Genomic DNA, 17377 nt, shown 5'->3' with positions numbered 1-17377 from the left:
CTGGGAGGAGCCCCTGGCGGAACCCCGGGGGAAGGCGGCAGGACCGGCGCGCGGAATCGCGGAAACGGAGCGCGAAAAGCAGTGATTATCGACTCATGCGACAATCGCCACCGTGCCGGGTCCAGTTGCCCGCACACCGGCTCTCTGCCGGGGACGAAGAAAACCCTTCCGCAAGTCGGTTTTTCGGGCTCCCACTCCTGACCTTCATCAGCCTTGACTGGCTCGCGTCACAAGAACGAAAGACGCCGAGCGGGCCGATGTCACCGCGCCGTGTATGGCGCTTGTTGTTTCACACAATGACTTTTGATGAACTGAAGTTGGCTCCGGCCATCTTGAAGGCCGTGCACGAGCAGGGCTACGAGACCCCCACCCCGATCCAGGCCCAGGCCATTCCGGCCGTCCTCGAGGGCCACGACCTCCTCGGCGGCGCCCAGACCGGCACCGGCAAGACCGCCGCCTTCACCCTGCCGATGCTGCACAAGCTCACCATGAGCCGCAGCGCCACCAACAAGTTCGGCGGCATCGGCATCCGCGCCCTGGTGCTCACCCCGACCCGCGAACTCGCGGCCCAGGTCGAGGAATCGGTGCGCGACTACGGCAAGTACCTGCAGCTCGGCTCGACCGTGATCTTCGGCGGCGTGGGCATGAACCCGCAGATCGACCGCCTCAAGCGCGGCGTCGACATCCTCGTGGCCACCCCCGGCCGCCTGCTCGACCTGCAGCAGCAGGGCATGCTCGACCTGTCGACCGTGCAGATCCTGGTGCTCGACGAAGCCGACCGCATGCTCGACATGGGCTTCATCCACGACGTGAAGAAGGTGCTGGCGCTGCTGCCGGCCCAGAAGCAGAGCCTGCTGTTCTCGGCCACCTTCAGCGACGAGATCCGCGAACTGGCCAACGGCCTGCTGCGCAACCCGCAGAGCATCCAGGTCACGCCGCGCAACACCACGGTGCAGCGCATCACCCAGGTGATCCACCCCGTGGGCCGCGGCAAGAAGAAGGCGCTGCTCGCGCACATCATCAACGAGCACCAGTGGAGCCAGGTGCTGGTGTTCACCCGCACCAAGTTCGGCGCCAACAGCGTGGCCGAATTCCTCACCAAGAACGGCATCGAGGCGATGGCGCTGCACGGCAACAAGAGCCAGAGCGCGCGCACCCAGGCGCTGGCCGGCTTCAAGAGCGGCGACATCCGCGCCCTGGTGGCCACCGACATCGCGGCTCGCGGCATCGACATCGACGAGCTGCCGCACGTCGTGAACTACGAGATCCCGAACGTCAGCGAAGACTACGTGCACCGCATCGGCCGCACCGGCCGCGCGGGTTCGAGCGGCGAGGCCGTGAGCTTCGTCTGCCTCGACGAGGAAGGCTTCATGCAGGAGATCGAGCGCTTCACCAAGCAGACGATCCCCGTGCAGGTCATCGAGGGCTTCGGTCCCGAGGAAGGCGAGCGCGCCGAGCCCATCGCCATGGGCCGCCAGACCATCTGGGGCGGCGCCGGCCGTCCGCCGAGCCGCGAAGTCATGCAGGCGGCAGCCAAGGCGGCGCGCAGCGAGATGATGCAGCGCATCCGCGACAACAAGGCCGGCCAGGGCGGCGGTGGTGGCAATGGCCAGCGCCGCGCCGGTGGCGGCGGCCAGGGCCAGGGCCAGGGCCGTGCTGCCAACGGCGGCGGCCAGCAGGGCCCGCGCGGCCAGGGCCAGGGTCCGGGCAACCGCGCGCCGCAAGGCCGCGCCCCGCAGGCCCAGCCGCGTCCGCATCACCATGCGGCGCATGCGCAGAACCACCAGCCGCACGACGAGCGCCAGCCGCGCCATCACGGCAACAGCCACAGCCCGACCCAGGCCAACCAGGTCGCGCACCTGCGCGCCGAGGCGATCGCCGGCGCGGCCGGCCAGCCCGATCCGTTGCGCACCAGCGTCGACCACATGGGCGGCGGCCGCGGACGCGGTGGCCGCTCGGGTGGCGGTGGCTACGGCGGCGGCAACCGTTCGGGCGGCGGTGGCCGTTCGGGCGGCGGCGGCTACGGCGGCGGTGGCCGCTCGGGCGGCGGCGGTGGCCGTTCGTTCGGCCGCTGAGGCACGACGCACGCGGAACAGAGGGCGCTTCGGCGCCCTTTTTCATGACCGTTCGGGGGCCGAAACACCTTCCGGACACAATCGTTGTCATGCAGCCCATCCCGCCGAACTTCGCCACCCTCTTCGTGGCCACCTGCAACCTGCTCAATCTCGCGAACCCGCACCGCGTGTACTACGAGAACCAGGACGCCTACAACGAGCGCGAGTACGAGCGCAAGATCGACTGGCTCGGCGAGCGCTTCCATGCACTCAATGCCGACGTGCTCGCGGTGCAGGAGGTCTGGGACGAGGCGGCGCTGAAGGCCGCCATCCACCGCAGCGGCCTGCGCTACGACTTCGTGGCCGTGCCCGGCGCCGAGAACACGCCCGCGCAACCCGACCAGCCGCCGCGCCCCGGCGCGCAGGGCACGCCGCGCGTGGGCATCGCCACCCGGCTCAAGGTCGACCGCATCCAGTCCTTCGTCGACTTCCCGCCGGGCTTCGGCGTCGAGGTGCCGGGCCTCGGGCCGCACACCCGCTTCGAGCGTCCGCCGCTGCTGGCCACGCTGCGCATGAAGCATGGCCAGCCGGTGCACGTGCTGACGGTGCACCTGAAGTCGAAGCGGCCCAAGTTCCTGCAGGATGCGCAGGGCAACCACCTCGAGGACCGCGACGACCGCAAGGTGGGCGCGATGGCCTCGCTGCGCTCGCTGCTGATGCGCGGCGCCGAGGCCGCGGCCCTGCGCTGCATCGTGATCGACCTGCTGCAGGGCAGCAACGAGCCGCTGGTGGTGATGGGCGACTTCAACGACAACCCGCACAGCGTGACCACCCAGCTCGTGGCGGCCACCTCCGAGGTAGCCTACGACAAGGCCGCGCGCGACGTGGCGCTGTTCAATGCCTACGAGATGCAGGGCGAGGCGGCGCTCAAGAAGGACGTGGCCTATTCGCACGTGCACCAGGGCTACCCGGAGGTGCTCGACCAGATCCTGGTGAGCGAGGAGTTCATCGCCGGCAGCCGCCACAGCCTGGGCGACGTGCGGCGCGTGGACTACTTCAACGACCACCTGCACGAAGGACGCGACCGCTCGCGCTCGGACCACGGCTTCGTGCGGGCGCTGCTGCGGTTGCGGACGGACTAATACGGGATCGGGGTCCGGACGCAGAGGACGCGAAGGTTTCGCGAAGAACGCGAAAGAACAGCCAAAGAATTTTTGATTTTCTTTTTTGCGTCTTTCGCGAAACCTTCGCGTCCTCTGCGTCCGGCTGTCCGCTCCCGCTTTCAGACCTTCGAAATCCGCACCATCGCATCGGCGCGCTCGTGCAGGTCGGGCAGCAGCTCGAGCCCCAGCCCCGGCTTGTCGTTGAGGCTGATCATGCCGTTCTCGACCTTCGGCAGCTCGGTCACCAGGCCCTGGTACCAGCCCGTGAAGAAGGCGCGCACGCTCTCCTGGACCAGCGCGTTGGGCGCATGCAGGCTCAGGTGGGTCGACGCGGCCCACACCACCGGGCCGGTGCAGTCGTGCGGCGCCACCGGCAGCTGCCAGGCATCGGCCATGGCCGCGATCTTGCGCGCCTCGGTGAGGCCGCCGCACCAGCTCAGGTCGAGCATCGCGACGCCGGCCACGCCGGTCTGCAGGTAGTCCTTGAAGCCCCACCTGTAGCTCAGCGTCTCGCTGGCGCAGACCAGCGCCTTGCAGTCGACGGCGTACTGCTTCAACAGGTCGAGGCTGTCCATGCGGATCGCATCCTCGTGCCAGAAGGTGTCGAACTCCTGCAGCGCGCGCGCGATCTTCTGCGCCATCGGCAGCCGCCAGAGGCTGTGGAACTCGACCATGATGTCCATGCGCTTGCCGACCGCGCCGCGGATCTTGCGGAAGGGCTCGAGCGCCGCGTCGAGGTCGGCGTTGCTGATGTACTGGCCGTGGCTGCGCTCGGCCGCCGGATCGAAGGGCCAGATCTTCATCGCCGTGATGCCCTCCGACAGCAGCGACTCGGCCAGCTCGTCGGCATGGTGCAGGAAGCCCTGCAGGTCTTCATAGGGCCCGGCCGCGTTGCCGATGCCCCAGTTGGAACTGGTCTGGTTGGCGGCGCTGCGGATGTACTGGTAGCCCGCGCAGGTGTTGTAGATGCGGATCGCGTCGCGGCTCTTGCCGCCGAGCGCGGTGTGCACCGGCATGTTCGCGGCCTTGCCGAACAGGTCCCACAGCGCGATGTCCACGGCCGAGTTGCCACGCGTCTCCACGCCCGACCCGCGCCAGCCCAGGTAGCCCGTGAGGTCGCGGTTGCGCGCCTCGATCGCCAGCGGGTCGGTGCCCAGCAGCTTGTGGGCGCCCCACTCGTGCAGGTAGGCCTCGACCGCCTCGGCGCCCATGAAGGTCTCGCCGAGGCCGACCAGGCCTTCGTCGGTGTGCAGGCGCACCCAGAGGATGTTGGGGAATTCGCCGAGGCGGATGGTTTCGAGCTGGGTGATCTTCATGGCGGTCCGGGATGCGGTGACTGGATGGCGGCGCGCTCTCGAGCGCCGCCGGCCGGCGGAAGGCTCAGCCCCCGCGCGCCTTCTTCAGCGCGTCCATCACCACGTTGACGGCCTCGGGGCCGATCGCCGGCACGTTCTTGTCGTACACCGGCTTCACCTTGTCGAGCATGCGCTTCTGCTCGGCCGGCGAGACCTCGTTGACCGTCATCGTCTTCTTGAGGCTCGCGAGCGACTTCTCGTTGAGCGCGCGGTTGGCGGCGCGCTCCACCTTCTGGCCCTCGATCGCGGCCTCGCGCAGCACCGCCTGCTCCTCGGGCTTGAGCTGGTCCCAGAGCTTCTTGCTGTAGAGCACCAGGAACGGCGTGTAGGCATGGCGCGTCACGCTCAGGTACTTCTGCACCTCGCTGAACTTCGAGGTCTCGATGGTCACGAAGGGGTTCTCCTGGCCGTCGATGGTGCGCGTCTCGAGCGCGGTGAAGATCTCGCCGAAGGCCATCGGCACGGCGTTGGTGCCCAGCGTCTTGAACGAGTCGAGGAAGATGTTGTTCTGCATCACGCGCACCTTGATGCCCTCGAGGTCCTCGACCTTGGCCACCGGCCGCTTGCTGTTGGTGAGGTTGCGAAAGCCGTTCTCCCAGTACGCCAGGTTCACCAGCCCCGCGGCCTCGAGCTTCTTGTTGAAGTACTCGCCGGCCGGGCCGTCGAGCACCGCGTCGGCTTCCTTCTCGTTGTTGAACAGGAACGGCAGGTCGAACACGCCGAGTTCCTTCACGATGCCCACCAGCGGCGAGGACGAGGTGCACACCATCTCCTGCGTGCCCGCGCGCAGCGCCTGCGTGGCCGGAAGGTCGCCGCCGGCCGCGCCGCCCCAGAAGGCGACGATCTTCATCTTGCCGCCGGTCTTGGCGGCCAGCACCTCCTGCATCTTCTTCACGCCCAGGCCCACCGGGTGGTCCTCGTTCACGCCGTTGGTGAACTTGATGGTGCGTTCGGCGAACTGGGCGAAGGCCGGGGCCGCCGCCATCAGGGCCACGGCGGTCGCCGCCGCCACGAGGGTTCTGCGCTGGATCATGGTCTGTGTCTCCTACTTCTTGGGTGATGAACGAACGGACGGGAAACTCTGCAAGACGCCCTCAGCGCGCCAGCCACCACGACAGCGGCACGGTGACGATCTGCGGGAAGAACACCATCGCGAACAGCACGATGAGCTGCGCGATCAGGAAGGGCATCACGCCCTTGAAGGCATCGTCCATGGTGATGCGCGCCACGCCGCACACCACGTTGAGCACGGTGCCCACGGGCGGCGTGATCAGGCCGATGGCGTTGTTGATGATGAACAGCACGCCGAAGTACACCGGATCGATGCCGGCCTTGAGCACCACCGGCATCAGCACCGGCGTGAGGATCAGCACGGTGGGCGTGAAGTCGAGCGCGGTGCCCACGATCACGATGAGCACCATGATCACCAGCATCAGCAGCGTCTTGTTGCCCATGAAGGGCTCGAGCATCTTCGTGACCTCGCCCGGGATGTCGGCCACGGTGATGAGCCAGGCGCTGACCATGGCCGCGGCCACCAGGAACATCACGACCGCGGTGGTCTTGCCGGCCGCCAGCGTGAGGCGGTAGAGCATCGAGGGCTTGAGCTCGCGGTAGACGAACATGCCGACCACGAACGAGTACACCGCCGCCACCACGGCCGCCTCGGTCGGCGTGAAGATGCCGAACTTCATGCCGCCGATGATCACCACCGGCAGCGCGAGCGCGAGGCTGCCCCGGGCGGTGATCACGAGCCGCTCGCCGAAGGGCACGCGCGGCGCGGCCTGCACCTTGTCGCGACGCGCCACGATCCACCAGGCGATGCCGATCGCCACGCCCATCAGGATGCCCGGCACGATGCCCGCGAGGAACAGCTTGGTGATCGAGACGTTGCCCGCCACGCCGAAGACGATGAAGCCGATCGAGGGCGGGATCACCGGCGCGATGATGCCGCCCGCGGCGATCAGGCCGGCCGAGCGGTTGGTGTCGTAGCCCGCGCGGTTCATCATCGGGATCAGCAGCGCCGCGAGCGCCGCCGTGTCGGCCACGGCCGAGCCCGAGATCGAGGCCATGATGATCGCGGCCACCACCGCTACGTAGCCCAGGCCGCCGCGGAAATGGCCGACCCAGGCCATCGCCATGTCGACGATGCGCCGGCTCAGTCCGCCCGCCGTCATGAACTCGCCGGCCAGCAGGAAGAAGGGCACGGCGAGCAGCGGGAAGTTGTCGGCGCCGTCGACGAAGCGCTGCGCGATGATCTGGCTGTCGAAGGCCGGCAGGCCGCCGGTGTAGGCCAGCCAGCCCATGAGCGAGACGCCGCACACCAGCAGCGCATAGGCGATCGGCATGCCGATCGCCATGGCGGCGAGCAGCGAGACCGTGAAGATCGTGACCGTCATCGCGCGCCTCCGGCGGTGCCCGAAGCCGGGGTGGCCGCGGGCTCGTGCGCCACGTCCTCCGACTCCATCACCTGCACCAGTTCCTCGTCGGAGACGCGGCCGGTGGCCAGGCGCCACAGCTTGTGGAGGTTGATCACGCCCATCACCACCGACACCACGTAGCCGATGCCGTAGACCCAGATCATCGAGATGCCCACCACCGGCGAGACGTTGGTGCGCTGCAGCTCGTGCATCTCGAAGGTGCCCATGAAGAACAGCACGTTGCAGAACAGCATGAGCAGCTGGTTGAGCACGAAGCACAGCTTCTTGCCGAGCCGCGGCAGGTGGCGGATCAGCGTGTCGACGCCCAGGTGCGCGCCATCGCGCATCGCGACCATGGCGCCGATGTAGGTGAGCCAGATGAAGCAGTAGCGCGACATTTCCTCGGACACCGTGATGCCCGAGTTGAAGCCGTAGCGCAGCACCACGTTGCCGAACACCATGACGACCATCGCCACCATGCAGGCGACCACGAGGAATTCCAGCACCCGGAAGAATCCGTCGATCAATCTCTTCATTGCTCCTGTCTCCTTTTGTTCTGCGGTGTTGTTGTTCGTCTCTTCGTCCGACCCGCTCTTCATGGCGCCCCCGGGGCGCCGCCCGCTAGAGCGGCACGGCCTTGAGCCGCGTCGCCGGCCGGCTGATGCGCGGCAGCCTGCGGCGCGAGGCGAGCACCATCTCGATGTCGTCGCGCGCGCCGTCGATCAGCACCAGCACCGCGCGCTCGGCGCCCGCCGGGTTGCGCGCGATCACGGCGTCGAGCACCGCGCGGTGCAAAGGCAACGAACTCGCGGGACCGTTCTTGCGTGTGGTCGAGATCTCGAAGCTGGTGCGCAGCAGCGCGCCGAGCGCGCGACTCATCTGCACCAGCATGCGGTTGTGGCTGGAGCGGATCAGCCCCTGGTGGAAGCGCAGGTCGGGCGTGATGTAGTCGCCGCCGAACTCGATGGCCTGCTTCATGCCGGCGTAGGCCTCTTCCATGTCGGCGATGTCCTCGGGCGTGGCGCGCGAGGCGGCCAGCGCCACCGCGGCCGGCTCGACCACGCGGCGCAGGTCCTGCAGGTCGCGCAGGAACTCGACCGACAGGCCGGCCTGCGTCTGCCACACGATGACATCGGCATCGAACCAGTTCCACTGGTCGGGCGGCTGCACGCGCGTGCCGACCTTGGGGCCGGTGGTGACCAGGCCCTTGGCGATCAGCGACTTGATGGATTCGCGCACCACGGTGCGGCTCACGCCGAGCTCCTCGCAGAGGATCGGCTCGGGCGGGATCGCGGCGCCGGGCGCGTAGCGCCCCGCGACGATGTCGCTGCCGATCCGGTCGACCGTGTTGCCGTGGACGTTCTTGATCATGCGAAGCCGTTGGTTGTGCGACGCGGCCAAGGCCGCCCGGCGCGCCCCGCTCGCTCGGAAACCCTGAGCGCCCCGCCAGGACAGCGCGCTTATCATATGATGATTGAAAATGCGGCTCGGCAGGACAAACCCTGACCCCGCGGCGCCTTCCCGCAACCGGAGACACCCTCGATGAGCACCCCTCCCAAGAAGAAGAATCCCGAAGAGCTGCGCAGCCAGCAGTGGTTCGGACGACACGACCGCGACGGCTTCATCTACCGAAGCTGGATGAAGGGCAAGGGCGTGCCGCACGACCAGTTCGACGGCCGCCCGGTCATCGGCATCTGCAACACCTTCAGCGAACTCACGCCCTGCAACTCGCACTTCCGCACGCTCGCGGAGCAGGTGAAGATCGGCGTCTACGAAGCGGGCGGCTTCCCGCTCGAGTTCCCCGTGATGTCGCTCGGCGAGACCCTGCTGCGCCCCACCGCCATGCTCTATCGCAACCTCGCGAGCATGGACGTGGAGGAAAGCATCCGCGGCAATCCGCTCGACGGCGTGGTGCTGCTCATGGGCTGCGACAAGACCACGCCCGCGCTGATGATGGGCGCGGCCAGCGTCGACCTGCCGACCATCGGCGTGTCGGGCGGCCCGATGCTCTCGGGCAAGTGGCGCGGCCAGGAGCTGGGCTCGGGCACCGGCGTGTGGCAGATGAGCGAGCAGGTGCGCGCCGGCACACTCAAGCTGCAGGACTTCTTCGAGGCCGAGAGCTGCATGCACCGCAGCCACGGCCACTGCATGACGATGGGCACCGCGAGCACCATGGCCAGCATGGTCGAGTCGCTGGGCATCGGCCTGCCGGGCAACGCGGCCTTCCCGGCCGTCGACGGCCGCCGCAACGTGCTCGCGCGCGAGGCGGGCCGGCGCATCGTCGGCATGGTCCACGAGGACCTGAACATGTCGAAGATCCTGACGCGCCAGGCGATCGAGAACGCCATCAAGGTCAACGCGGCGATCGGCGGCTCGACCAACTTCGTGATCCACCTGCTGGCGATCGCCGGGCGCATCGGCGTCGAGCTCACGCTCGACGACTTCGACCGGCTGGCCTCCGAGCTGCCCTGCATCCTGAACCTGCAGCCCTCGGGCCAGTTCCTGATGGAGGACTTCTGCTATGCCGGCGGCCTGCCGGTGGTGATCAAGGAGATCGCCGATCACCTGCACAAGGACATCCTCACCGTCACCGGACGCAGCGTGTGGGAGAACGTGAAGGACGCCGAGAACTACAACCCGCAGGTGATCCGCACCCAGGCCGAGCCCTTCAAGGACAAGGCCGGCATCTGCGTGCTGCGCGGCAACCTCGCGCCCAACGGCGCGATCATCAAGCCCAGCGCGGCCACGCCCGAGCTGCTGGTGCACAAGGGCCGCGCGGTGGTGTTCGAGAGCGCCGACGACCTGCACCGCCGCATCGACGACGAGAGCCTCGACATCGACGAGCACTGCGTGATGGTGCTCAAGAACTGCGGCCCCAAGGGCTACCCCGGCATGGCCGAGGCCGGCAACATGCCGCTGCCGCCCAAGGTGCTGCGCAAGGGCATCACCGACATGGTCCGCATCAGCGACGCGCGCATGAGCGGCACCGCCTACGGCACCGTGGTGCTGCACACCGCGCCCGAGGCTGCGGCCGGCGGTCCGCTGGCGCTGGTGCAGGACGGCGACATCGTCGAGCTCGACGTGCCGAACCGCAAGCTGCACCTGCACGTGAGCGACGAGGAACTGGCGCGCCGGCGCGCCGCCTGGGTCGCGCCGAAGGCACCGCTCGACTCCGGCTACTGGAAGCTCTACGTCGACACCGTGCTGCAGGCCGACGAAGGCGCCGACCTCTCGTTCCTGCGCGGCCGCCGCGGTGCCTTCGTGCCGCGCGACAACCACTGATGGCGGCGATGACGGGTTCGCTGGTCGCGGTCGACTGGGGCACGAGCTCGCTGCGCGGCGCGCTGATCGCGGCCGACGGCACGGTGCGCGAGGAGCGCAGCGACACGCGCGGCATCCTCGCGGTGCCGGCGGGCGGCTTCCCCGCTGTGTTCGAGGCGCTGTTCGGCGACTGGATGCGCGAGAGCGGCGCGCGCTGCCTGATCTCGGGCATGGCCGGCAGCAAGCAGGGCTGGGTCGAGGCACCCTACTGCGCCTGCCCCGCGGGCCGCGTCGAGGTCGGCCGCAGCATCATCGCCATCGATGCCATTCCCGGCCAGCGCATCGCGATGGTGCCGGGCCTCCACGACGAGCACGACGGCGTGCCCGACGTGATGCGCGGCGAGGAGGTGCAGATCTTCGGCGCGCTGTCGCTGCTGGGCCGCGACGAGGGCCTGTTCGTGCTGCCGGGCACGCACAACAAGTGGGCCACGGTGAAGAAGGGCCGCGTGACCGGCTTTCGCACCTTCATGACCGGCGAGTTCTATGCGCTGCTGAGCCAGCACTCGATCCTCGCGCGCACGCTCGACGCGTCGGCGCCGCTCGACGAGGCCGCCTTCGTCGAGGGCGTGACCCGCGCCGACAACGGCCAGGGCCTGCTGCACAACGCCTTCGGCGCGCGCACGCTGGCGCTGTTCGAGCGCATGCCGCGCGCCGAGCTCGCGAGCTATCTCTCGGGCCTGCTGATCGGCGAGGAGCTTCGCACCCAGTCGCTGCAGGCCGCGGGCGAGGTGGTGCTGATCGGTTCGCCCGCCCTCACCCAGCGCTATGCGCTCGCGCTGCGTACCAGCGGCACGGCCACGCGCTCGCTGGGCGCCGAAGCCACCTGGGCCGGGCTGCATGCGCTGTCCGGCTTCCTCGATTCCTCCGCTACCCCATCATGACCACGCCCTTCGACAAATTCGACGCCGCCCTGCGCACGCTGCCGCTGGTGGCCATCCTGCGCGGGCTCGAGCCGCATGAAGCCGATGCCGTCGGCGACGCCATCGTCGAGCCGGGCTTCCAGCTGCTCGAGGTGCCGCTCAATTCGCCACGGCCGCTCGACAGCATCGCGCGGCTGCGCGCGCGCTTTCCGCAGGCATTGGTCGGTGCCGGCACGGTGCTCGATGCGCAACAGGTGCGCGAGGTGCAGGCGGCCGGCGGCGAGCTGATCGTGTCGCCGAACTTCGATGCCGCGGTGGTGCGCGAGGCCGCCCGCCTGGGCCTGGTGTGCCTGCCCGGCGTGATGACGCCGACCGAGGCCTTCGGCGCGCTCGCCGCGGGCGCCACCGGGCTCAAGCTGTTCCCGGCCGAGCTGGCCTCGCCCGCGGTGGTGAAGGCGCTGCTGGCCGTGCTGCCGCGCGGCACGCCGCTGATGCCGGTGGGCGGCATCACGCCCTCGAACATGACCGAGTGGCGCGAGGCCGGTGCCTCAGGCTTCGGTATCGGCTCGGCGCTGTTCAAGCCCGGCAAGAGCGCGCAGGCCGTGCGCGACGATGCGCAGCGTTTCGTCGCTGCCTGCACGGGCACGACACGCGCCTGATTCGATTCCCCCCACAGAACACCAGAGGATCACGATGTCCGCCCAAGCCGACTACGCCAGCCCCGAAGTGCGCCAACTGCGCGAAGACCTCGCGCTCGCGCTGCGCGCCGCCGCCCACCACGGGCTGTCGGAAGGCGTGTGCAACCACTTCAGCGTGATGCTGCCGGGCCGGCAGGACCGCTACCTGATCAACCCGCGCGGCCTGCACTGGAGCGAGATCGGCGCCGACGACATCGTGCTGATCGACGTGCGCGGCGAGGTGCTCGCGGGGCGCCACCGCGTGGAGCCCACCGCCCTGTTCATCCACGGCGCGGTGCACCGCATCGCGGGCCATGCGGTGGTGCTGCACTGCCACATGCCCTATGCGACCGCGCTCACCATCACGGTCGACCGCGCGCTCGATCCGACCGCGAGCCAGAACGCGATGCGCTACATCGACCGCATCGCCGTCGACCGCGAGTACAACGGCCTGGCGCTCGACGACGCCGAGGGCGAGCGCATCGCGCGCGCGATGGCCGGCAAGGACGTGGCCTTCCTCGCGAACCACGGCGTGATCGTGGCGGGCGCGACCATCGCCCATGCCTACGACGACCTCTACTACCTCGAGCGCGCCTGCCTGCACCAGGTGATCGCGCAGTCGACCGGCCGCCCGCTGGCACCCGTGAACCGCGAACTGGCCGCGCGCGTGGCGGCGCAGATCCAGGGCGAGCGCGAGCAGTCCGACCTGTTCTTCGAGGCGCTGCGGCGCATGCTGCCCGCGCCGCGCGGCTGAGCCTCTTCGCGCCCGCGTTCCTGTCGCCGTGCGGCGACAGCGGTGGCCTCTTTGTGTCGAGGCGTTTCCCGTGCTTTCAATTGCCTTGCGGCGATGCCCGCGGCGCGTTACGTCTTGCGCTGGACGCGGCATTCGCACGGGCAGAATGCGCCCGGTCGCCGTGAGCGAAGTCCTACGCCCCGGCGTTACAGCGCTTCATCGGATTTCGCCCGCGCCTTACAAAGCGTTGACACGAACGCGGGAGGATGACACCCATCAACAACCACTCCTTTGGAGTCGCCATGAAAAAGCTCACCTACGCATTCGGCGCCGCGGCCCTTCTCTCGCTGGCGGCGATCAGCGCTCCGGCGCAGGCCCAGAGCGGTCCCTTCATCCAGGCCCAGGTCTACGTGACGCCGGCACCGCCGCATCGCCACTACGACCGCCGCTACTACGCTCCCCCGCCGCCGCCCCACTACCACCCGGGCTACCACCGTGGCGACCGCTACTACCGCCATGACCGCTACGACGGCCGCCGCTACGGGCGCCGCGACAACGATGGCGATGGCGTGCCGAACCGCTACGACCGCCGTCCCAACAATCCGTACCGCTACTGACGCGGTCGTTCCCAGAAACGAAGAAGCCGGGCCTCGCGCCCGGCTTTTTCATGACCGCCGCGTTCAGGCCGCGGGCACCTGCGCGTAGGGCGGCGTGTCGCTGGCGAAGCCCTGCTTGAGCCCGCGCGAGATCGCGTCGGCCAGCACCTCGGGCAGGCCCTGCTCCACGCCCTCGTAGGCCAGCCGCGCCACCTCGTCGGGCGAAGTCTTCGGGGCATCGACGTGCGCGGCCATGTCGGTGTCCATGTAGCCGACGTGCACGCTGACCACCTGTGTGCCCTGGCCCGCGAGCTCGTTGCGCAGGCCGTTGCTCAGCGACCAGGCCGCCGACTTGGTGGTGCTGTAGGTCGCCACGCTCGGGAAGGTGGTCCAGGCCAGCGCCGACAGCACGTTGACGATGGCGCCGCCGCCGTTGGCCGCCAGCACCGGCGCGAAGGCGCGCGCGAGCGCCCAGGGGCCGAAGAAGTTGGTTTCGAGCTCGGCGCGCGCGGCCGCCACCGAGTCGGGACCGAGCAGGTTCGAGCCGCGCGAGATGCCCGCGTTGTTGACCAGCACCGAGACGTCGCCGCACGCGAGTACCGCGGCCTCGATCTGCGCCGGCTGGGTCACGTCGAGCGGCACCGGCACCACGCCCGGCAAGGTGATGGTCCTGGGGTCGCGCGCGGCGCCGTAGACCTTGCGCGCGCCGGCCGCGAGCGCGGCCTTCGCGAAGGCGAGCCCCAGGCCGCGGTTGGCACCGGTGATGAAGACGACGGAATCCTTGAGGTTCATGGCAGAGCTTTCGAGGGTGTGAACGAAGAAAAACGCTTCAGGCCTGCGCCATGCGCCGCAGCAGCCCGCTGGTGGTGCGCGGCCAGCCGACACGGCCGAACCAGGCACCGCCCGCGATCGCCGAGCCGATGACCAGGCCGTAGACCACGAGCGCGATGCCCTGGGCCGCGAACACGCCCGTGAGCCCCGCGCCCCAGCGCAGCGCCAGCCAGCCGCCGATGCCCGCCACGGCCAGCCGCGCGAGGTTGCCGATCACCGGCCACAGCAAGCGGCCCGCGCCCTGCGAGGCGAAGTACAGCACCAGGCCGACGCCGAAGAAGCCGTAGAGCGGACCGACCACGCGCAGGTAGTGGATGCCGGTGTCGAGCATCGCGGCGTCGTGGCCGAACAGCATCAGCCACGGCCGCGGGAACAGCGCGGCCAGCAGGCCGATGGTCTCGGCCAGCGCGAAGGCCAGTGCGGCGCCGATCCAGGTGGCGCGCAGCGCGCGCTCGCGCTGGCCCGCGCCCATGCAGGTGCCGACCATCGCGACCAGCGGCGCGCCCAGGCCGAACACCAGCGGCACCAGCAGGTACTCGAGTCGCGAGGCCGTGCCGTAGCCGGCCAGGGCCTCGGGACCGAAGTGACCGGTGAGCGCGGTGGCGATGCCGATCGAGAGGTTGGTGGCCACGGTCGACACCGTGCCCACCAGGCCCACGCGCAGGATGTCGCGGAAGAAGGGCCAGCGCAGCTTGAGCGCGGCCAGCGAGGGCTTGAGCAGGCTGCGCGACGAGCGCAGGTAGACGATCAGCGCGATCGAGCCCAGCAGGTAATACAGCAGCAGCGCCATCGCGCCGCCCGCGATGCCCATGCCCGGCAGCGGGCCCCAGCCGAAGATGAGCAGCGGCGAGGCGGGGATCAGGAACACCACGCCCACCACCGTGACGTTGGCCGGCACCGCCATGTTGCCGGTGCCGCGCAGGATCGCCGACAGCGAATTGAACAGCCACACCAGCACCGCGCCCGAGAACACCCAGTTGGAATAGGTCAGGGCCGCCTCGAGCGCCGCGCCGCTGCCGCCCATGATCCCGTAGAGCCAGCGGCCGCCGAACAGCAGCGCGAGCGAGAACAGCACGCCGAAGCCCAGCGCGATGACGATCGCATGCCATACCAGCGAGTCGGCATCGGCGCGGCGGCGCGCGCCGAGCGCGCGCGCGATGGCCGACGAGATGCCGCCGCCCATGGCGCCGCTCGAGGTCATCTGCATCAGCATCACGATCGGGAACACCAGCGCCATGCCGGCCAGTGCGTCGGTGCCGAGCTTGCCGACGAAGTAGGTCTCGATCAGGCCGACCGAGGCCTGCGCCACCATCACGAGGACGTTGGGCGCCGCGAGCCGCAGCAATGTGGGAACGATGGGCGCCTCGAGCAGGCGGCGGGTGCGCGGATCGAGATCGGCGGCGGAAGCGGTCATGGCCTTCGTACTCCGTGGCGTGGGGCGATCAGGCGCGGGCCGCGGCGGCGCCGCCCGTGGCGGGCGCGGCATGGCCCTTGGGCGCGGTGGGGCGGCGGATCGCCATCACGATCGCGGCCGCCAGCAGGCAGGCGCCGCCGGCCACGTAGAGCGCGGGCGTGTAGGTCAGCAGCAGCGTGCGCGCGAAGCCCGCGCCATAGGCCGCGGTGGCGGCGCCGAGCTGGTGGGCGGCGAACACCCAGCCGAACACCATGCCGACCTTGGCCGGTCCGAAGGCGGCGCCCGCGAGCTTGACCGTGGGCGGCACGGTCGCGATCCAGTCGAGGCCGTAGAACATCGCGAACAGGCCGAGGCCGTAGATGGTGAATTCCGAATGCGGCAGCCAGAACAGCGAGAGCCCGCGCAGGCCGTAGTACCAGAAGAGCAGCTTGCGGTTGTCGTAGCGGTCCGACAGCCAGCCCGAGAGGATCGTGCCCACGAAGTCGAAGGCGCCCATCATCGCGAGCACCGAGGCCGCGGGCACCGGGCCCATGCCGTTGTCGCCGCACAGCGAGATGAAGTGGGTCTGCACCAGGCCGTTGGTGCTCAGGCCGCAGATGAAGAAGGTGGCGGCGAGGATCAGGAAGGTGCGGTTGGTCGCGACCTCCTTGAGCACGCGGAACGGCGTGGCGAAGTTGATCGCCGCGGCGGGCGCGGCCGGCGCCTGCGGCGCATCGGGGGCTTCGCCGAAGGGGCGCAGGCCGAGGTCGGACGGCCGGTTGCGCATCAGGCACAGCGCCAGCACGCCGATCAGCAGGCTGCCGATCACGATCGGCACGATGGCCGAGCGCCAGCCCCAGTGCTCGATCATCCAGGCCGCGACCGGCAGGAAGGCCAGCTGGCCGGTGGCCGAGCTCGCCGTGAGCATGCCCACCACCAGCCCGCGGCGCGCCACGAACCAGCGGTTGGCCACCACCGCGCCGAGCACCAGTGCCGTCATGCCGGTGCCCAGGCCCAGCATCAGGCTCCACAGCACGAACAGCTGCCACAGCTGCGAGGCCATCGTCACCAGCGCCATGCCCAGGCCGACCAGCGCGAGCCCGGTGCAGATCACCGCGCGCAGGCCCCAGCGCTCCATCAGCACCGCGGCGAACGGACCCATCAGGCCGAACAGCGCGAAGCGCAGCGCGAGCGAGGACGAGATCTGCTCGGTGCTCCAGCCGAACTCCTTGCCGAGCGGCTGCAGCATCGCGCCGGGCAGGCCCAGCGCGGCCGACATCGTCAGCATGGTCAGGAAGGTGATGGCGGCGACGATCCATCCGTAATGGATGCCGCGGCGCTGCAGCCATGCGGAGACTTGGGTGGCGAACATGGGACCTCTGGAGGAATGGGAATGGAGGAATCGGAGAAAAGAGGGGACTGGACCGCGGGGTCTGCGGGCGTGGAAGGTGCGGGGAAAGGGAAGCCGGTGCGGATGGACGTCAGTCCAGATCGCAGGCCTGGTCGTCCGCGCCGAGCAGCTCGAGCGATTCGTCGATCAGCACATGCAGCGCGAGCACGCGCTCCACGCCCAGCAGCGCATTGAGCTTCTGCTGCGCCGTCTTCCAGTGGGCCTGCGCCTCGCGGCGCTTGGCCTCGCCGCTGTCGGTGAGCTGCACCAGGCGGCTGCGCGCATCGGCGCCGGCGCCCTGCGCGATCCAGCCCGCGGCGATCAGCGGCTGCAGGTTGCGGCTCAGGGTCGAGGGCGTCATCTTGAGTTCGCCCGCCAGGTCGACCGGGCGCGAGGGACCGAGCCGCGCCAGATGCGACAACAGCGAGTACTGCGTAGTCTTGAGTCCGCTGCGCGACACCTCCGCGTCGTAGTGCTGCGAGAGGCGGCGCGAGAGCTGGCGCACCTTGAAACTGGTGCAGCCGCGGGGCTTGGTGGGGGCGTCCATGGGATATTATTGTAGCTGCAACTATTGCATATGCAACCAA

General features: G+C 69.4%; 16 protein-coding genes. 7 read left to right on the top strand and 9 right to left on the bottom strand.

What is annotated here, in order from left to right; all coding sequences use genetic code 11:
• Window positions 1–296: 296 nt before the first annotated feature.
• Both ACEN9J_RS29930 and ACEN9J_RS29925 read left to right on the top strand, forming a co-directional pair.
• A complete protein-coding gene (locus ACEN9J_RS29930; RefSeq protein ID WP_057598230.1) occupies window positions 297–2075 on the top strand; it encodes a DEAD/DEAH box helicase in 1779 nt (592 codons plus the stop codon).
• An 89-nt stretch (window positions 2076–2164) separates the two neighbouring features.
• Window positions 2165–3196: an endonuclease/exonuclease/phosphatase family protein gene (locus ACEN9J_RS29925; protein ID WP_057595634.1), complete on the top strand. Its 1032-nt coding sequence runs from the start codon at window positions 2165–2167 to the stop codon at window positions 3194–3196.
• A 140-nt stretch (window positions 3197–3336) separates the two neighbouring features.
• Here the strand turns inward: ACEN9J_RS29925 and ACEN9J_RS29920 are convergent, their stop codons facing one another.
• The 5 genes from ACEN9J_RS29920 to ACEN9J_RS29900 form a co-directional block, all read right to left on the bottom strand.
• Complete coding sequence (locus ACEN9J_RS29920; protein ID WP_413762808.1) at window positions 3337–4533, bottom strand: mandelate racemase/muconate lactonizing enzyme family protein; 1197 nt, start codon at window positions 4531–4533, stop codon at window positions 3337–3339.
• Window positions 4534–4597: 64 nt separating this feature from the next.
• Entirely contained in the window at window positions 4598–5605 is a 1008-nt protein-coding gene (locus ACEN9J_RS29915) for a TRAP transporter substrate-binding protein (RefSeq protein WP_261214458.1), read from the bottom strand.
• A gap of 61 nt (window positions 5606–5666) precedes the next feature.
• Window positions 5667–6968: a TRAP transporter large permease gene (locus ACEN9J_RS29910; protein WP_413762807.1), complete on the bottom strand. Its 1302-nt coding sequence runs from the start codon at window positions 6966–6968 to the stop codon at window positions 5667–5669.
• The gene (locus ACEN9J_RS29905; RefSeq protein ID WP_057595631.1) at window positions 6965–7525 is read right to left on the bottom strand and encodes a TRAP transporter small permease; all 561 of its coding nucleotides are present in this window, start codon (window positions 7523–7525) and stop codon (window positions 6965–6967) included. The genes ACEN9J_RS29910 and ACEN9J_RS29905 overlap by 4 nt, the downstream gene beginning before the upstream one ends.
• An 85-nt stretch (window positions 7526–7610) precedes the next feature.
• Window positions 7611–8360 carry a FadR/GntR family transcriptional regulator gene (locus ACEN9J_RS29900; RefSeq protein ID WP_057595630.1) on the bottom strand — a complete coding sequence of 250 codons (750 nt, stop codon included), beginning with the start codon at window positions 8358–8360 and terminating at the stop codon, window positions 7611–7613.
• Window positions 8361–8531: 171 nt separating this feature from the next.
• Between ACEN9J_RS29900 and ACEN9J_RS29895 the strand changes: the two genes are divergently transcribed.
• The 5 genes from ACEN9J_RS29895 to ACEN9J_RS29875 all read left to right on the top strand — a co-directional run bounded on the left by ACEN9J_RS29895 (window position 8532) and on the right by ACEN9J_RS29875 (window position 13197).
• On the top strand, window positions 8532–10271 hold the full coding sequence (locus tag ACEN9J_RS29895; protein ID WP_057595629.1) for an IlvD/Edd family dehydratase: 1740 nt from the start codon (window positions 8532–8534) through the stop codon (window positions 10269–10271).
• A gap of 8 nt (window positions 10272–10279) precedes the next feature.
• Complete coding sequence (locus ACEN9J_RS29890; RefSeq protein WP_413762806.1) at window positions 10280–11191, top strand: 2-dehydro-3-deoxygalactonokinase; 912 nt, start codon at window positions 10280–10282, stop codon at window positions 11189–11191.
• Window positions 11188–11829 (top strand): 2-dehydro-3-deoxy-6-phosphogalactonate aldolase, encoded by a 642-nt coding sequence (locus tag ACEN9J_RS29885; protein WP_057595628.1) that lies wholly within the window; start codon window positions 11188–11190, stop codon window positions 11827–11829. Before ACEN9J_RS29890 ends, ACEN9J_RS29885 begins: the two co-directional genes overlap by 4 nt.
• Window positions 11830–11863: 34 nt before the next feature.
• A complete protein-coding gene (locus ACEN9J_RS29880; RefSeq protein ID WP_261214450.1) occupies window positions 11864–12601 on the top strand; it encodes an aldolase in 738 nt (245 codons plus the stop codon).
• A gap of 281 nt (window positions 12602–12882) precedes the next feature.
• Entirely contained in the window at window positions 12883–13197 is a 315-nt protein-coding gene (locus tag ACEN9J_RS29875; RefSeq protein ID WP_057598231.1) for a hypothetical protein, read from the top strand.
• 63 nt (window positions 13198–13260) lie between these two features.
• Here the strand turns inward: ACEN9J_RS29875 and ACEN9J_RS29870 are convergent, their stop codons facing one another.
• The 4 genes from ACEN9J_RS29870 to ACEN9J_RS29855 form a co-directional block, all read right to left on the bottom strand.
• Window positions 13261–13968 carry an SDR family oxidoreductase gene (locus ACEN9J_RS29870; protein ID WP_057595625.1) on the bottom strand — a complete coding sequence of 236 codons (708 nt, stop codon included), beginning with the start codon at window positions 13966–13968 and terminating at the stop codon, window positions 13261–13263.
• 37 nt (window positions 13969–14005) lie between these two features.
• Entirely contained in the window at window positions 14006–15421 is a 1416-nt protein-coding gene (locus tag ACEN9J_RS29865; RefSeq protein ID WP_413762805.1) for an MATE family efflux transporter, read from the bottom strand.
• A gap of 28 nt (window positions 15422–15449) precedes the next feature.
• Window positions 15450–16772, bottom strand: a complete 1323-nt coding sequence (locus ACEN9J_RS29860; RefSeq protein WP_057595623.1) for an MFS transporter — start codon at window positions 16770–16772, stop codon at window positions 15450–15452.
• Between the two features lie 109 nt (window positions 16773–16881).
• Entirely contained in the window at window positions 16882–17337 is a 456-nt protein-coding gene (locus tag ACEN9J_RS29855) for a MarR family winged helix-turn-helix transcriptional regulator (RefSeq protein ID WP_057595622.1), read from the bottom strand.
• Window positions 17338–17377 lie beyond the last annotated feature (40 nt).

It is taken from the genome of Variovorax sp. Varisp41 (genome assembly GCF_047325085.1).
In the GTDB taxonomy this organism is placed as follows: domain Bacteria; phylum Pseudomonadota; class Gammaproteobacteria; order Burkholderiales; family Burkholderiaceae_C; genus Variovorax.
The sequence above is the reverse complement of the archived record's forward strand: the minus strand, read 5'-3'. Positions and strand labels throughout refer to the sequence as shown.

Coding starts and splice junctions, on each gene's coding strand:
- ACEN9J_RS29930 (WP_057598230.1), top strand. CDS start 297: ATGACTTTTGATGAACTGAAGTTGGCTCCGGCCATCTTGAAGGCCGTG.
- ACEN9J_RS29925 (WP_057595634.1), top strand. CDS start 2,165: ATGCAGCCCATCCCGCCGAACTTCGCCACCCTCTTCGTGGCCACCTGC.
- ACEN9J_RS29920 (WP_413762808.1), bottom strand. CDS start 4,533: ATGAAGATCACCCAGCTCGAAACCATCCGCCTCGGCGAATTCCCCAAC.
- ACEN9J_RS29915 (WP_261214458.1), bottom strand. CDS start 5,605: ATGATCCAGCGCAGAACCCTCGTGGCGGCGGCGACCGCCGTGGCCCTG.
- ACEN9J_RS29910 (WP_413762807.1), bottom strand. CDS start 6,968: ATGACGGTCACGATCTTCACGGTCTCGCTGCTCGCCGCCATGGCGATC.
- ACEN9J_RS29905 (WP_057595631.1), bottom strand. CDS start 7,525: ATGAAGAGATTGATCGACGGATTCTTCCGGGTGCTGGAATTCCTCGTG.
- ACEN9J_RS29900 (WP_057595630.1), bottom strand. CDS start 8,360: ATGATCAAGAACGTCCACGGCAACACGGTCGACCGGATCGGCAGCGAC.
- ACEN9J_RS29895 (WP_057595629.1), top strand. CDS start 8,532: ATGAGCACCCCTCCCAAGAAGAAGAATCCCGAAGAGCTGCGCAGCCAG.
- ACEN9J_RS29890 (WP_413762806.1), top strand. CDS start 10,280: ATGACGGGTTCGCTGGTCGCGGTCGACTGGGGCACGAGCTCGCTGCGC.
- ACEN9J_RS29885 (WP_057595628.1), top strand. CDS start 11,188: ATGACCACGCCCTTCGACAAATTCGACGCCGCCCTGCGCACGCTGCCG.
- ACEN9J_RS29880 (WP_261214450.1), top strand. CDS start 11,864: ATGTCCGCCCAAGCCGACTACGCCAGCCCCGAAGTGCGCCAACTGCGC.
- ACEN9J_RS29875 (WP_057598231.1), top strand. CDS start 12,883: ATGAAAAAGCTCACCTACGCATTCGGCGCCGCGGCCCTTCTCTCGCTG.
- ACEN9J_RS29870 (WP_057595625.1), bottom strand. CDS start 13,968: ATGAACCTCAAGGATTCCGTCGTCTTCATCACCGGTGCCAACCGCGGC.
- ACEN9J_RS29865 (WP_413762805.1), bottom strand. CDS start 15,421: ATGACCGCTTCCGCCGCCGATCTCGATCCGCGCACCCGCCGCCTGCTC.
- ACEN9J_RS29860 (WP_057595623.1), bottom strand. CDS start 16,772: ATGTTCGCCACCCAAGTCTCCGCATGGCTGCAGCGCCGCGGCATCCAT.
- ACEN9J_RS29855 (WP_057595622.1), bottom strand. CDS start 17,337: ATGGACGCCCCCACCAAGCCCCGCGGCTGCACCAGTTTCAAGGTGCGC.